This window comes from Formosa sejongensis, from assembly GCF_033447105.1.
Lineage (GTDB): Bacteria > Bacteroidota > Bacteroidia > Flavobacteriales > Flavobacteriaceae > Formosa.
In genome coordinates this window covers 55,252-71,033 of sequence record NZ_JAWQUN010000014.1, presented here as the reverse complement: position 1 = coordinate 71,033, position 15,782 = coordinate 55,252, and the positions used below count along the sequence as shown (strand labels likewise).

Genomic DNA, 15,782 nt, shown 5'->3' with positions numbered 1-15,782 from the left:
TTAAAACATCAAATTTCGTTTTCTAACCAACAACCAAATTACTATTGGAGCACCTACTAAAGAGGTAATCGCATTAATAGGTAAGGTATAATCACTATTCGGGATTTGAGCAATGGTATCGCAAATCAGCATAATAATACCACCAAATAACACCACTGCAGGTAATAATATTTTATGATTAGAGGTATTAAAAACCAAACGAGTTAAATGTGGAATTGCCAACCCAATAAATGCTATTGGACCTGCAAACGCGGTTATTGTTCCTGCCAATAAACTTGTTGCAACTATAATAAATAAGCGGCTTTGTTTTATATTCAATCCTAAACTTTTTGCATAATTATCGCCTAATAACAATGTGTTTAATGCTTTTATTGAGGCTAAACTTAACAACAATCCAATACTATATATCACACCAAAAATTGCTAATTCTTGCCAAGATAAATTTCCTAAACTACCAAAACCCCAGAACACATAACGTTGTAATTGTTCGGCCGAGCTAAAGTAAGATAACACACCAACAATAGCACCTGTTATACTTGCAAACATAAGTCCGATAATTAAAATAGCCATAGTATCTCGCACTCTGGACGATACAATTAAAACTGCTAGAAGCACTAAAAAACTTCCTAAACTCGCGGCGATAACCACACTCCATTTAGAAGTAAGTAATATTGCAAATGCTCCGCCAAAAAGCCCTGATCCTAAAATAACCAATGCGACTCCTAAACTAGCGCCAGAGCTAATTCCCAACACAAAAGGTCCTGCTAACGGATTTCGAAAAAGTGTTTGCATTAAAAGTCCAGAAATACCCAAACCAGAACCGACTAATATAGCAGTAATCGCTTTTGGTAATCTATAATTCTGAATGATATAACTCCAAGACTCATTGTCCGGATTTCCGAAAATACTTTCGAAAACACCATGAAGCGGAATAGACACCGACCCCAAACTAATGTTGATAAAAAAACAACATAGCAACACTACAATGAGTATTATAAAAGCGGACTTATATGACTGTTGATTTTGCAATTAATGTAGCTTTTTAAAAAAGAATAATTCATAGTCTTGAAGTAATTCTGGATGACAAATTTTAATCAAATCTTTAAGAACTAAATCAGGTCTTGCTTGCCCTAGTTCGAAATACAAAACCCCTCCGGTTTCCCCTTTAGTGTTTGCCATTGTATAGACGTTTTGCTGTGTAAAGGCATTAAATTTTGTGTAATGAATATTGGCTTTTTCCAAATCTTTTAAACTCACATAAATTGAAGGGTTAATCCAAATATTAGCCGCTTTAGCTTTATTAAAAACCGTTTCGAAATTTAAAGCTAAACTTCCAGAACCTTGGGTGTTTTTCCAAAGATAATTAGCGTTTGCATCTTTTAAAAGTTGTGCTTCAGAACTTGTTCCATTTGGCATATACCAAACATCTTTATACATTGCCCCACTAAAAACACTAGGTTTAATTTCTACATTTTCAGCCAAAGTTTTGGCTTTTAAATATTCAGTTTCAATACCATTATAAACAGTTTCTGCTTGATCTTCTTTATTAAAAAGCACACCAAATAATTTAATCCATTCTGCCTTTGCTAACGGAGATTCTTCAACCCAGTCTCCATTATAAATCACTGGAATATTTGCTTTTTTAACCATTTCCAAAGAACTGTTATTGCCATCGACACCAAAAGCTATTACAGCATCAGGATGTAGTTCTAGTAACACTTCTGTATTTATGCCTTCATTTTTTCCAAGTTCACGAATCTTTTCATTATCAATTCGTGTTCTTATTTTTTCTGAAGACACATATTGGGTGCCAGGAAAACCAACCAACTTTTGCTCCTCACCTAATAATTCTAAGCCTGGTAAATGCGTTGTAGATGTTACTACAATGCTTTCAACTGGAATTGGGATAATAGCATCAAAGTCATCTGAATCTAGAGAAATACTGTCTTTTTTGTCTTTATCGACTAAAGCAAATTTAAACGTCTTATCGGCTTTTGGCCACGGACTATAAATTTCTAAAACTTTATAATTTTTGTAAGATATAACCGAAAATCCTTTAGCATGTTTTAAAGGCAATTCGACACTTTGTTCCTGAATTTCTTTAACACCTTTAGATTCGTTTTTACAACTAAAAGCGATTACTAGAAGTATTAATACTAAAGATTTTAACTGAAAAGACTTCATTTAATAGCTATTTAAAATGAGTTTATAATGGGTGTCAAAATTCTGAAATATAATACAAATTTTAACATTTAAAACAGTTCAAATGTAAGCATATAATTTTCAGACGAAATAAAAATGTTAGATTTTTGATAGAATTTCTTAATAGAAATACAACTTACTCTACAAAAAAACTAGGTTTTATATTCCAATCATAATAAAAACCTTATTTTTGCAGCGAATTTTGGTTCATATCATTTAAAATGATGGATTAAATGGGAATTGAGTTAAAATCTCAAACTGTTCCCGCAACTGTAATCTTAGTTTTGCTTTGCAAAATGCTTGTTATTAAAACTTCAATATACCACTGATTATTTTTAAAATCGGGAAGGTGAATAACAAGACGAGAGTCAGGAGACCTGCCAAATTCAGCATAAATAATTGACTTTCGGGCAAAAGGTCTTAAGATATATGAAAATAAAACTAATAGTATCCTTATTCTTTTTTATATGTGTTCCAACGATTCTCGTTGCGCAAATGGATTCTATTCAAAAATTAGATGAAGTTTTAATTACAGCCGATTCTCAGTTAGGCACCTTTAGCAATTCACAAACTGTTTTTGTATTATCGGATAGCATTATTACTATAAATCAGCCTTCATTAACATCTTTATTAAACTATAACACGCCTATTTATTTTAAAGAAAACGGTTTAGGCATGGTGTCTTCACCTTCATTTCGAGGCACGACAGCACAACAAACTGCTGTGATTTGGAATGGGATAAACATTAATTCTCAGCTTAACGGTCAAGCAGATTTTAATACTATAAATACTTCAGATTTTAATTCGATTAGCGTGAGAAGTGGTGGTGGCAGTGTAATTTATGGTAGTGGTGCTATTGGAGGAAGTATTCATTTAAACAATAATTTCGATTATACTGAAGGCTTTCAAAATACCATAAATAGTAGTTACGGAAGTTATAATACCATACAGATTAATTACACCGGAAATATTGTTGCTAAGGATTTAAGCGCCAATATTGGTGTGAGTAGAAACAGTTCTGATAACGATTACGATTTTGTTGATTCTGATAATTACAACCTAAACGGCGCCTATTATAACACAAGCCTAAATGCGAACTTGAGTTATAGATTAAATGAAAAAAATATTCTGAAATTCTACAGCTATGCATTTGATGGCGAACGTCATTTTTCATTGATACTTCCAAATGAAACACCTACAAAATATCAAGATTTTAACACTCGAAATTTAATAGAATGGGATGGATTTTATAATAAAATCACTTCAAAATTAAAATTAGCATACCTAACCGAAGATTATAAATATTTCGGAAATGTGAATTCTGATTTGTATACGTTTGGATATGTAAATTCTATCATTGCAAAATACGATTTTACTTATGCTCCGTCTAAAGATATAACCATAAATACTATAGCAGAAGCAACACAGAATAAAGGTGAAGGCTCTAGCATAGCAGACGAAAAAAGAGAGATTGGTAGTTTTAATTTATTATTTAAACATCAATTTAACATCTGGTTTTTATACGAATTAGGGCTAAGACAAGACATAACGAGCGAGTATAACAGTCCGTTTTTATATAGTTTGGGGTTAGAATTCCAAATTACTAAACCCTACTCTATTACGATTAATGGTTCAAAAAATTTCAGAATTCCAACCTTCAACGATCTGTATTGGGAAGGCAGTGGAAACCCAGATTTAAAACCAGAAACATCGTATCAGGCGGAAATTGGTAATCATTTGACGTTAAAAAACACCAACCTCACTGTTACGGCATATTATAACGACATTACAGATATGATTCGGTGGTTACCGAACGGATCGAATTGGCAACCCGTTAATACCGACCATGTTATTACTTACGGTTTAGAGGCACTATTTCAATATGCAAGAACATTTAACGCACATCGTATAACTTTAAATAGTACTTACGCCTATACAGTTTCGGAAAATCAAGCCACCAATAAACAACTAATATATGTACCTTATAATAAGGTGACGGCGAGTTTAGGTTACAATTTTAAAAACATATCGGCATTTTACCAGTGGATGTATGTAGGCAGCGTATTCACCACTACCGATAATAATCCGAAATACGAATTAGACGGCTATCAAATCTCTAATATCGGAATAGATTACACCTTTTGTGACACCTTTACTTTAGGCGGAAAAGTTAATAATCTCTGGAACGAAAACTACAAAAGTGTTAGCAGCAGATATATGCCAGGACGAAATTATTCAATTTATTTAAACATTAATATATAACTATTTTACTATGAAACAGACACACAAACTTTTAGCTTTTGTATTCGCAAGTGCGGCACTTTTTAGCTCATGTAGCACCGATAATGACGATGATATTCCAGATGTACCAAAAGGAGATTATGAAGATGGATATTTTGTTTTAAATGAAGGACAATTTGGAAATGTGGGAACTTCCGGAATTTCTTTTATTGGAGAAAATGAACTTAACGAATCTGATGCTTATGCTACTGTAAATCCTACTGCTCCTGAAATTGGAGATGCTTTACAAAGTATGTTTTTCGATGATTATAACGCATATATTATAGCAGGTTCTTCCAATCAAATAACTGTTGTAGACCGTTATACTCTTGAATATGTAGCAACTATTTCAACGAATCTTACTGCGCCTAGATATGGTGCTATTGCAAATGGTAATGCATATGTAACAAACTCAAATGGCTGGGACGATGGTACTGACGATTTTGTAACTGTAATTAATTTATCAGATTATTCAACATCTACTTTTCCAATGAAAAATGCTGAACGTGTTATTGAAGAAGATGGTATGCTTTATTTCGCTAACGGTTATTATGGTAATGGAAATGCTGTAACTATTTTAAATCCTAATACAAGCGAAACTACCGTTGTTGATTTAGGAGCTGGAAATTCTCCTAATTCTTTAGTTGAAGAAGATGATGTGCTTTATGTTTTAACAAACAGTTATACTGATGGTGCTTCTGTTTTTAAGATTAGTACATCTTCAAAAGAAATTACAGAAACCATCCCTTTAGACTTATCTTCTCCAAAACAATTAAATATTGAAGACGATATCTTGTATTTTACAGATGCAACTTCTGTATATCAATTAGGTATAACAGGTACAACACCTTCTAAGATATTAGAATATACATCTACTTCTGAGTATGGTGCTATGTACGGTTTTGCTGTAGAGGATGATACAATTTACATCGCAGATGCTGGTGATTTTGCTTCAGCAGGAACAACTTACGAATACACATTAACGGGTACTCCATTAATATCTTATACCGTTGGTATAGCTCCAAACGGATTCTATTTCAACGATTAATTCATTCCCAAATGTACCATTAACCGAGAGAAATCGTCTAAAAAGAAATTTTTAGGCGATTTTTCATTTTCTATTCCTATAGAATTTTAAGGGTTTATCTCCACTTACTTGTCCTTTATAAAGCATTGTTATACTTTTAACATTCATTAAAACCAAATATTATGATATCAAGCAACACCTATTTTGAAGGTAATGTAAAATCTTTAGCCTACCAATCGGCAACCGGAGCATCTACTTTAGGAGTTATGGAAGCAGGAACCTACGAATTTGCTACCAACAAACATGAAACTATGAATGTTATAGAAGGTTCAATGACAGTATTATTACCAGAATCTAGCACTTGGGAAACCTTTAAAGCAGGAGAAGCTTACCAGATAGAAGCTAATAAAACGTTTCAAGTTAAGGTATCTGAGCAAACGTCTTATTTATGTCAGTATAAATAGAAGGTAGTATCGTATTAAATACGATTACGATGCTCTTTTCTAATATTGAAAATACTTAAAACTAAAAAGGCTACCAATTGGCAGCCTTTTTTAATATTTATAGTGTACAGATTAGAATACGAATAATGGTCTATCGGCCATAAGTGCATTCACTTTAGTTCCAACACCTTCTAAAATAGCGTCGTCTTCTAAGTTCACAATAACCTCATCGACTAAATCTACAATAGTTTGCATATCGCTTTCTTTTAAACCTCTTGTTGTAATTGCAGCAGCTCCAATACGGATACCAGATGTTACAAATGGAGATTTATCATCGAAAGGCACCATGTTTTTATTCACAGTAATATCTGCTTTTACTAAGGCTTCTTCAGCTTGTTTTCCTGAAACATTTTTATTTCTTAGATCGATAAGCATCATATGATTATCTGTACCTCCAGAAATAATATTATATCCTTTTGCTACAAAAGCGTCGGCCATAGCAGATGCATTTTTCTTAACTTGTAACATATAAGTAAGGTAGTTATCTGTAAGGGCTTCACCAAAAGCAATCGCTTTAGCAGCGATAATATGCTCTAATGGTCCACCTTGGTTTCCTGGGAATACAGCAGAATCGAATAAAGAAGACATTTTTCTTTTGTTTCCGTTTTTAAGTGTAATACCAAAAGGATTATCGAAATCTTCACCCATCATAATCATTCCACCTCTTGGTCCTCTTAACGTTTTATGCGTTGTCGTTGTTACCACATGACAATGAGGAATTGGATCGTTTAATATACCTTTTGCAATTAAACCTGCAGGATGAGAAATATCGGCCATTAAAATTGCACCAACACTATCTGCAATAACACGGAAACGTTTAAAATCAATATCACGTGAATACGCTGAAGCTCCAGCAATAATTAATTTTGGTTGCTCTTTTGTAGCGACCTCTTGAATTTTATCGTAGTTTAAAACTCCTGTTTCTTTTTCTACACCGTAAAATGAAGGATTATATAATTTACCTGAAAAGTTTACTGGAGAACCGTGTGTTAAGTGCCCACCGTGAGATAAGTCGAAACCTAAAATTTTATCTCCAGGTTTTAAACATGCTGCAAAAACAGCCGTGTTTGCCTGACTACCAGAGTGTGGCTGAACATTTACATAAGCAGCTCCAAAAAGTGCTTTTGCACGATCAATGGCGATTTGTTCAACTTCATCGACAATCTCGCAACCACCATAGTAGCGCTTACCAGGATAGCCTTCAGCATATTTATTAGTTAAAACAGAACCTGCAGCTTCCATTACTTGGTCGCTAACAAAGTTTTCTGAAGCAATTAATTCTAAACCATGTAGTTGGCGTTGTTTTTCAGCTTCTATTAATTCAAAAATTTGTTCGTCGCGTTGCATCATTATAATTATCGTTAAAAATTAGTCAAAAATAACAAATAGATTAGTTAAATACATCAAAAAACATATATTTGAATATAATTTATTAAACAATTAATTAACAATTACGCTATGCAAATATCAGCAAACAATCCCGATCGTAAGACATGGTTACATGTTGACAAAAATTCGGATTTCCCTATACAGAATATTCCTTTCGGTGTTTTTCTTACTCGAGACGACATTATTACTATAGGAACTCGAATTGGAGATACGGCGATCGACCTTGGTGCATTGCATCAATTGGGTTATTTTAAAGACATTCCTCTTACAGACGATATATTCCTTCAAGATACTTTAAACGATTTTATTGCCGACGGTAGAAAAACTTGGCGTGCTGTACGTAATAAAATCGCTGAAATTTTTGATGCGGATAACGAAACTTTAAAAAATAATAAACAACATAAGGAAGTTGTTCTTTTTCGTTTAGATGAAATTGAAATGCAACTCCCTATAGAAATTGGAGATTATACCGATTTTTACTCAAGTATAGAACATGCAACCAATCTTGGGACTATGTTTAGAGGGACTGAAGAACCTTTACTTCCAAACTGGTTACATATACCTATTGGGTATCACGGTAGAAGTTCGTCTATAATCCCTTCTGGTATTCCGATTCACAGACCACAAGGACAAACATTACCTCCAGATGCTAAGGAACCTGTTTTTGGCCCTTCAAAACTTATTGATTTTGAATTGGAAATGGCATTTATAACAACAGATGCTAACGATTTGGGGGAACCGATTCCTGTAAATGAAGCCGAAGAATATATTTTTGGTTTAGTTCTTTTTAACGACTGGAGTGCGAGAGATATTCAAAGTTGGGAATATGCGCCTTTAGGGCCTTTTTTATCTAAAAACTTTGCATCTTCTATGTCACCATGGATTGTAACTTTGGATGCTTTGGAGCCTTACAGAGTTCAAGGACCAAAACCTATAAAACCTCAAATGCCTTATTTACAAACTAAAGGCAAAAAGAGTTTCGATATTAATTTAGAGGTTGCAATACAGCCTAAAAAGGCTAAAGAAACAGTTGTTTGTCGTTCAAACTTCAAACATATGTATTGGAATATATCTCAACAATTAGCGCATCATACTATTAACGGATGTCCTGTAAATTCAGGTGATTTAATGGGAAGTGGAACCATTTCTGGACCAACACCGGAATCTTTAGGCTCGATGTTAGAATTAACATGGAAAGGAACTAAACCATTAACTTTAAAAGATGGTACAGAACGTAATTTTATAAATGATTACGATACTGTAGTGATGCGAGGTTATTGTGAAAACGATGGCACTAGAATTGGCTTCGGAGAAGTAAAAACCGAATTACTTCCCGTATATATTCCTAAGAAAAAATAATTATCAAGAAACAAGTTTAGGGTGACGTTCATTTTAAAACTTAGAATTCAAAATAAATTTTTACAAAAAAATCCCGATTTAAAATCGGGATTTTTTATACTTTATACTTTCAAAACTTATAGGCTTTCATCTATAATTTCTTGAACACATTCTGGATTTAACAATGTACTTGTATCTCCTAAATTACTCACATCTTTACTTGCTATTTTTCTTAATATACGACGCATGATTTTACCTGATCTTGTTTTTGGTAATCCGTCTGTAAACTGAATTTTATCTAATTTAGCAATTGGCCCAATACGATCTGTAATTAACTGGTTAATCTCTTTTCTCAAGTTGTTCTGATCTCTAGACTCTCCAGTTTCTTTTAAAGTAACATACCCATAAAGTGCATTTCCTTTAACATCGTGAGGGAATCCTACAATCGCAGATTCTGCAACTGCTGGATGCTCATTTATCGCATCTTCTATAGGTGCTGTTCCTAAATTATGTCCAGACACAATAATTACATCATCTACTCGACCAGTAATTCTATAATACCCAACTTCGTCTCTTAAAGCACCATCTCCTGTAAAATACATATTTTCGTATGCAGAGAAATAGGTCTCTTTATAACGTTCATGATTTCCCCAAATGGTACGGGCGATTGCCGGCCACGGAAATTTAATACACAAACGTCCATCGACTTGGTTTCCTTTAATTACATCTCCATTCTCATCCATCAATGCGGGTTGAATTCCTGGAAACGGTAATGTAGCATATGTAGGTTTCGTTGGCGTTACAAACGGGATTGGCGTAATCATAATTCCACCAGTTTCAGTTTGCCACCACGTATCTACAATCGGACTTTTATGTTTTCCGATATTATCGTTATACCAGTGCCAAGCTTCCTCATTTATAGGTTCCCCTACAGAACCCAATACTTTTAAAGATGATAAATCTCTGTCATCTACAAATGAAATATTTTGTTTCGCTAACGCACGAATCGCTGTTGGTGCCGTATAAAACTGATTCACTTTATGCTTTTCTATAATCTCCCAGAAACGTCCAAAATCCGGATAATGTGGCACCCCTTCGAACATTAAAGTTGTTGCACCATTCGCTAACGGTCCGTACACTATATAACTATGGCCGGTTATCCAACCAATATCTGCTGTACACCAATACACATCTCCATCTTTATATTGAAATACATTTTTAAACGTGTAAGCCGTATATACCATATAACCACCCGTAGTATGGACCATTCCTTTTGGTTTTCCTGTAGATCCAGAAGTATATAATATAAATAACGGATCTTCTGCATCCATAATTTCTGGTTCGCAAATAGGAGAGGCGGCATCTAATAAAGGTTGTAACCATATATCGCGGCCTTCCTTCATGTTAATATCTGAATTAATTCTATTAACAACCAAAACATTTTCTACCGATGGACAAATTTCTAATCCGCCATCTACAATACTTTTTAAATCTATTGTTTTAGAACCACGATAAGAACCATCGGCTGTAATTACCATTTTACATTCACTATCATTTATACGAGAAGATAATGCATTTGAAGAAAATCCAGCGAAAACCACAGAGTGAATCGCCCCAATTCTAGCACAAGCCAATAAAGAAATCGCCAATTCCGGAATCATGGGTAAATAAATACACACACGATCTCCTTTTTTAATGCCCTTATCTTTTAATACGTTTGCCATTTGGCACACACGATCGTGAAGTTGCTGGTATGTAATATGCTCGGCAGCATCATCTGGATTGTTAGGTTCAAAAATAATGGCCGTTTGATCGCCTTTCGTTCTTAAATGTCTATCGATACAATTTTCTGTAATGTTTAATTTTGCACCTTCAAACCATTTTATTTCTGGTTTTTTAAAATCCCAACTCAACACATTATCCCAACGCTTGCGCCACATAAAATGTTCTTCTGCAACTTCTGCCCAAAAATTTTCGGGCTCTCTAACCGACTTTCTATATACTTGGTAATATTCTTCTAAATGCTTAATGTGATAATTACTCATTAAATTCTATGGTTTTAAAAGTTAATTTGATGTGTTTGTAATACTCTTCTAAAATATGAAAATTTAATGCAATAGTTAATATTTTTCTATTGATAACACAAAATAATCGACTGATTGTTAAAATATCTCTACAAATGATTCCATTTAACTATTGAAAACGGTTTTAAAACACTCGAAATGATTCCTCGATTAATTTAAAACCTTATCTTTTTTAATAGTTTTCACATAAACTTTAACGCGTGCCAAAACACGAGGCGCCATAATTATTGTGGCAAGCATCGTTGGAATCGCCATTAAAGCAAAAAAACCATCTACTAAGTTAATCATCATATTTAAAGATGTTGTGGCTCCTAAAATGATGCTGCCAATATAAATGTAGTTATACAGGTGTTTTTTATCAGCTCCGAAAAGAAAAGACATACACTTTGTACCATAATAAGAATACGAGAATAGGGAAGAAATACTAAACACAAAAACACAAATTAGTAATAAATATTTACCAACTCCAGGAATTGCTTGTGCAAAAGCTGAAGCAGTTAAGCTCACGCCATTGGCATCTGATGTTTGCCATACACCTGTAACCAATATCGCTAAAGCTGTTAATGTACAAACCAATAATGTATCTATCGCAGGTCCTAACATAGCAACTAAACCTTCACGTATAGGTTCTGCCGTTTTTGCTGCGCCATGTGCCATAGGTGCTGTTCCAATCCCTGCTTCATTAGAAAAAGCAGCTCTTCTAATCCCCAGAAGTATTAATCCGCCTAAAGCTCCACCTAAGAAATTATCACCTTTAAAATTCTGAGCAGTAAATGCATTCGAAAAAATCATTCCGAAATATTTAGGAACCTCCTGAATATTTACTGCGAGAATAATTAAAACCAGCACAAAATACAATCCGACCATTGCAGGAACTAATTTTGAGGCAGTTTTACTTATTCTATCTAAACCTCCCAAAATAACCACACTCGTAAGACCAACCAAAATAAATCCGATTATTAAGCTAGACCTAAATCCGACTTCAATATTGTTTGGAGCCAATAAAATATCGTTTATTGCCTGTGTTAACTGGTTCACATTAAAAATAGGCAACGCGCCAACCAAGCCACAAACACTAAACATAACGGCTAGAGGTTTCCACTTTTTCCCTAATCCTTCAGTAATAAAATACATAGGACCACCTTGTAAATTCCCTTCACTATCTTTTCCACGATACATGATAGCCAAAGACGAAGTAAAAAATTTAGTTGCCATACCTATTATTGCGCTTACCCACATCCAAAATATTGCTCCAGGTCCACCTATAGAAATAGCCACAGCAACACCGGCAATATTCCCCATACCAACTGTTGCCGACAATGCCGTTGTGAGGGCTTGAAAATGAGTAATTTCTCCAGGATCGTTTGGATTGTCGTATTTACCTCTTAAAACTTGAAAAGCATGACCAATAAAACGAAACGGTAAAAACTTAGAGTAAATTAAGAGAAAAAAACCACCGCCTGTTAACAGAATTAATAAAGGTAATCCCCATACAAAAGATGCGAATTCTGAAATTAAATCATTTAGAAGGGTCATAAATTAAAAGCTATATTTTTATAAATATATTCCTTTTTAGAATCAAAACTTCACCAAAAACATCGAAAACATCATCTTTATTAATCAATTTCAATAATTATTTTGAGGAATGATAAATTAAATTCATTCTAAAATCAAAATGCTTTACAGAATTAAATTTATTGTATTTTTGCATTTATTTTATTTTCACCTCTATTGAAAGACAACAGATTATACTTTTTAGACGCCGTTAGATTATATGCCATTTTAATGATGCTTCAAGGTCATTTTATTGATGGTTTACTAAATCCTGTTTATAAATCAACATCATATTTTATATATAATATTTGGTCTGATTTAAGAGGAAATACAGCTCCTATATTTTTCACCATTACAGGTTTAGTCGTTATGTTTTTATTAAAAAAAGCAGAAGCTAAAGGACTTGAAAACTTCCGAATTAAGAAAAGCTTGAAACGTGGTATTTCGCTAATTCTAATTGGATACATATTAAGAATCCCTATATTTCATTGGTTATCCGGACACTTTAATAGTTATTTCTTGGTTATAGATGTGCTTCAAATTATTGGTATTTCATTACTCCTTTTAAACGGATTATACATTTTGTTTAAATCGAAACCTAACCTGCTTACTTTTATTTTAACTGCTATAGGGACACTTATATTTATTTCTGAACCGCTTTATAGAAACTTGACCTTACCATATATTCCTGATGTTTTGGCTAATTATTTCACTATAGAAAACGGATCGGTATTTACTGTTTTCCCTTGGTTTGGTTATGTGGCTTATGGAGCTGTATTAGGTTTAGTGTTTAATGCTTTTCAGACAAAAAAACATTTTAGAATCATTACAATTTCTTCATTTATAATTGGAGGCTTGTGCTTAACTTTTCTATCATCTTCGGTACTTGAACTTCTATTTGATATCACACATATAAAACTATTTTACCAAGCTTCTATCTACAATTATTTATTTTCTAGATTAGGATCGGTATGCATAACTTTCGGTATTTTTTATGCTTTAGAATCGTATTTAAAACATCCTTTAATTTCAAAATTAGGGAACAATACACTTTCTATTTATGTTGTGCACTTTATTATCCTTTACGGAAGTTTTACGGGCATTGGTCTCTACCAATATTTACACAATGAATTAGAACCATGGCCTGCAATTTTTGGAACTTTTGCTTTCGTAATTTCTGTTAGTTTTATTGTGTTACATGAAGGCAAAATAAAAGCCTTCCTAAATGCGAACATTCGAAAGGCTTTGCTTTTTATAAAAATAAATACGGCGGACCGCATAAAATTATACCGCCGCTAAATACGCTTCAACATTGGTTTTAATACGCTCTTGTATATTTGTAACATCTCCTTTTACAAATGGTTCACCCATAATATTTTCGTATAATTCAATATAACGATCACTTACGGTCTCAATATATTCATCGCTCATAACTGGTAATTTCTGCCCTTCTAGACCTTGAAATCCTTCAGATATTAACCATTGACGTACAAACTCTTTAGATAATTGTTTTTGAGATTCTCCACTTTCTTGACGTGCTTCATACCCTTCAGTATAAAAGTAACGTGAAGAATCTGGCGTATGAATTTCATCGATTAGAACGATTTTACCGTCTTTAGTTGTACCAAATTCATATTTAGTATCGACTAAAATCAAGCCTCTGCTTGCTGCGATTTCTGTTCCGCGCTGAAATAATTTCCGAGTATAATCCTCAAGTACTATATAATCTGCCTCAGAAACAATTCCTCTTTTAATAATATCTTCTCTTGAAATGTCTTCATCATGATCGCCCATTTCTGCCTTTGTTGCAGGTGTAATTATAGGCTCTGGAAATTTGTCATTTTCGGTCATACCTTCTGGCATTGCTACGCCACAAAGCATACGTTTACCTGCTTTATATTCGCGAGCAGCATGGCCCGACATGTATCCACGAATCACCATTTCAACTTTAAAAGGCTCACATAAATGACCAACAGCAACATTTGGATCTGGTGTTGCCACCAACCAATTTGGAACCAAATCTTCGGTTTGTGTCATAAATTTAGTTGCAATCTGATTTAAAATCTGACCTTTAAAAGGAATTCCTTTTGGCATTACAACATCGAAAGCACTCAATCTATCTGTGGCAATCATTACCAATAAATCGTCGTTAATATTGTAAACCGCTCTAACTTTTCCTTTATAAACACTTTTTTGTCCCGGAAAATTGAAATTAGTATCTGTAATTGTCATGGTCTGTAAAATTGCATCCTTAAAAGCTTGAGATGCTTTAATTATTAATAAAAATGATAAATTTTAAAGGGTAAAAGTAAGGAATTATTCACGAAATATTTTTATCGGACTTTCTAAAATAATAAAATATTTTCTTTAAACATTGAAGTGATGTAATCTTTTTCTACCTGCATTACTATCATTCAAACCGTAACACAAAAGTCCAGCGACTTGCATTAAAAATCTAAAAAACTGAAAACGGGATAAGTTAGTAATCAAACAAGAATTTTAATAATTCTCTGTAGTAACGGCACCATCTTTACGCTGCACTTGATCCATATCGTTTTTCCTCATAAATTCAAGAATAGTGCGTGCTTCTGCCGTAGAAACATATTGATTAGGCATTCTGGTTAAGCAATCGTCTAGCAAGTTTTTCGCATCTTCATCTTTCTCCAACATTTCATTGGTGTTCGTAATCATATTCATAATCCACTCCGGACGTCTCGAATTTGTTATTCCCGTCCAACCTGGACCAACAAGTCGCTGATCGGTTAATTTATGGCAAGAAGAACATTTATTTTCAAAAATAAACTTTCCTTTTTCGACAAAAACATCATTTAATGAATCTGTCAATTTAACTTCTTTAACATAACCTATACCCTTAGATGCAGATCGATCTGAATGTTCAATATATAAATCTGGGTGGATAAATTGTGGCGTAGATTCCTTTTTAATTCCATCTATACAACTTGTTAAAAACAGAGCGATTAATAAAGTTGTTAGTATTAATGAAACACGGTTAGTTTTCATAAAATCTAAATTTTATAATACTTGGAGGTATTGTTTATCATAAGTGTTGGTTACGATAAAGATACAACTTTAGATTAGCCATGCTATAAACTACAGGTTATTTTAAAGTAAAAGTCTTATAAACTAAACTATTACGTTATAGTATATAATTAGAAGAATGATAAGAAATTTAAGACTAATATAAGTAAGTCCCTACTTAAATATTAATTTTACAATCTTATGGTATCTATTTCTGAATTAAAAATTGAAGCCCATTTAAATTGATGTCTTAGTGGACGTTCTGTTTTAATTTCATGAGTAATAACCTAGAACAATTCAAATTCTCTAATCCAATATCCAACAGTAATTCCTGTTTGAAAAATCGCTGTTACAGATTTAATTATA

At 33.3% G+C, this 15,782-nt stretch carries 12 protein-coding genes and 1 riboswitch; of the genes, 5 read left to right on the top strand and 7 right to left on the bottom strand.

Annotation, left to right across the window (positions count from 1 at the left end):
• Together R6X41_RS13405 and R6X41_RS13400 are read right to left on the bottom strand one after the other, a co-directional pair.
• On the bottom strand, positions 1-1,029 hold the full coding sequence (locus R6X41_RS13405; protein WP_318500849.1) for a FecCD family ABC transporter permease: 1,029 nt from the start codon (positions 1,027-1,029) through the stop codon (positions 1-3).
• Complete coding sequence (locus R6X41_RS13400; RefSeq protein ID WP_318500848.1) at positions 1,030-2,184, bottom strand: ABC transporter substrate-binding protein; 1,155 nt, start codon at positions 2,182-2,184, stop codon at positions 1,030-1,032.
• Positions 2,185-2,388: 204 nt separating this feature from the next.
• Positions 2,389-2,601, top strand: a riboswitch (cobalamin riboswitch).
• Between the two features lie 30 nt (positions 2,602-2,631).
• Between R6X41_RS13400 and R6X41_RS13395 the strand changes: the two genes are divergently transcribed.
• The 3 genes from R6X41_RS13395 to ppnP all read left to right on the top strand — a co-directional run bounded on the left by R6X41_RS13395 (position 2,632) and on the right by ppnP (position 5,973).
• On the top strand, positions 2,632-4,464 hold the full coding sequence (locus tag R6X41_RS13395; RefSeq protein ID WP_318500847.1) for a TonB-dependent receptor plug domain-containing protein: 1,833 nt from the start codon (positions 2,632-2,634) through the stop codon (positions 4,462-4,464).
• A gap of 10 nt (positions 4,465-4,474) precedes the next feature.
• Positions 4,475-5,530, top strand: a complete 1,056-nt coding sequence (locus R6X41_RS13390) for an NHL repeat-containing protein (protein WP_318500846.1) — start codon at positions 4,475-4,477, stop codon at positions 5,528-5,530.
• A 161-nt stretch (positions 5,531-5,691) separates the two neighbouring features.
• Positions 5,692-5,973, top strand: coding sequence for a pyrimidine/purine nucleoside phosphorylase (gene ppnP, locus R6X41_RS13385; protein WP_318500845.1), 282 nt, complete (start codon positions 5,692-5,694; stop codon positions 5,971-5,973).
• Positions 5,974-6,084: 111 nt separating this feature from the next.
• On the opposite strand, the gene glyA is transcribed toward ppnP, so the two are convergent.
• Positions 6,085-7,359 (bottom strand): serine hydroxymethyltransferase, encoded by a 1,275-nt coding sequence (gene glyA, locus R6X41_RS13380; RefSeq protein WP_318500887.1) that lies wholly within the window; start codon positions 7,357-7,359, stop codon positions 6,085-6,087.
• Positions 7,360-7,470: 111 nt separating this feature from the next.
• On the opposite strand from glyA, the gene fahA reads away from it, so the two are divergent.
• Positions 7,471-8,760 carry a fumarylacetoacetase gene (gene fahA, locus R6X41_RS13375; protein WP_318500844.1) on the top strand — a complete coding sequence of 430 codons (1,290 nt, stop codon included), beginning with the start codon at positions 7,471-7,473 and terminating at the stop codon, positions 8,758-8,760.
• A 116-nt stretch (positions 8,761-8,876) separates the two neighbouring features.
• Here the strand turns inward: fahA and acs are convergent, their stop codons facing one another.
• Both acs and R6X41_RS13365 read right to left on the bottom strand, forming a co-directional pair.
• Positions 8,877-10,784, bottom strand: coding sequence for an acetate--CoA ligase (acs, locus tag R6X41_RS13370; RefSeq protein WP_318500843.1), 1,908 nt, complete (start codon positions 10,782-10,784; stop codon positions 8,877-8,879).
• A gap of 189 nt (positions 10,785-10,973) precedes the next feature.
• Positions 10,974-12,359, bottom strand: a complete 1,386-nt coding sequence (locus R6X41_RS13365; RefSeq protein ID WP_318500842.1) for an alanine/glycine:cation symporter family protein — start codon at positions 12,357-12,359, stop codon at positions 10,974-10,976.
• A 195-nt stretch (positions 12,360-12,554) separates the two neighbouring features.
• Here R6X41_RS13365 and R6X41_RS13360 point away from each other — a divergent pair, with 195 nt between their 5' ends.
• Complete coding sequence (locus R6X41_RS13360) at positions 12,555-13,676, top strand: heparan-alpha-glucosaminide N-acetyltransferase domain-containing protein (protein WP_318500841.1); 1,122 nt, start codon at positions 12,555-12,557, stop codon at positions 13,674-13,676.
• Here the strand turns inward: R6X41_RS13360 and R6X41_RS13355 are convergent.
• Together R6X41_RS13355 and R6X41_RS13350 are read right to left on the bottom strand one after the other, a co-directional pair.
• The gene (locus tag R6X41_RS13355; RefSeq protein WP_318500840.1) at positions 13,662-14,609 is read right to left on the bottom strand and encodes a phosphoribosylaminoimidazolesuccinocarboxamide synthase; all 948 of its coding nucleotides are present in this window, start codon (positions 14,607-14,609) and stop codon (positions 13,662-13,664) included. The two genes, R6X41_RS13360 and R6X41_RS13355, sit on opposite strands and share 15 nt — an antisense overlap.
• A 267-nt stretch (positions 14,610-14,876) precedes the next feature.
• Positions 14,877-15,398 carry a c-type cytochrome gene (locus tag R6X41_RS13350; RefSeq protein WP_318500839.1) on the bottom strand — a complete coding sequence of 174 codons (522 nt, stop codon included), beginning with the start codon at positions 15,396-15,398 and terminating at the stop codon, positions 14,877-14,879.
• Positions 15,399-15,782: the final 384 nt, after the last annotated feature.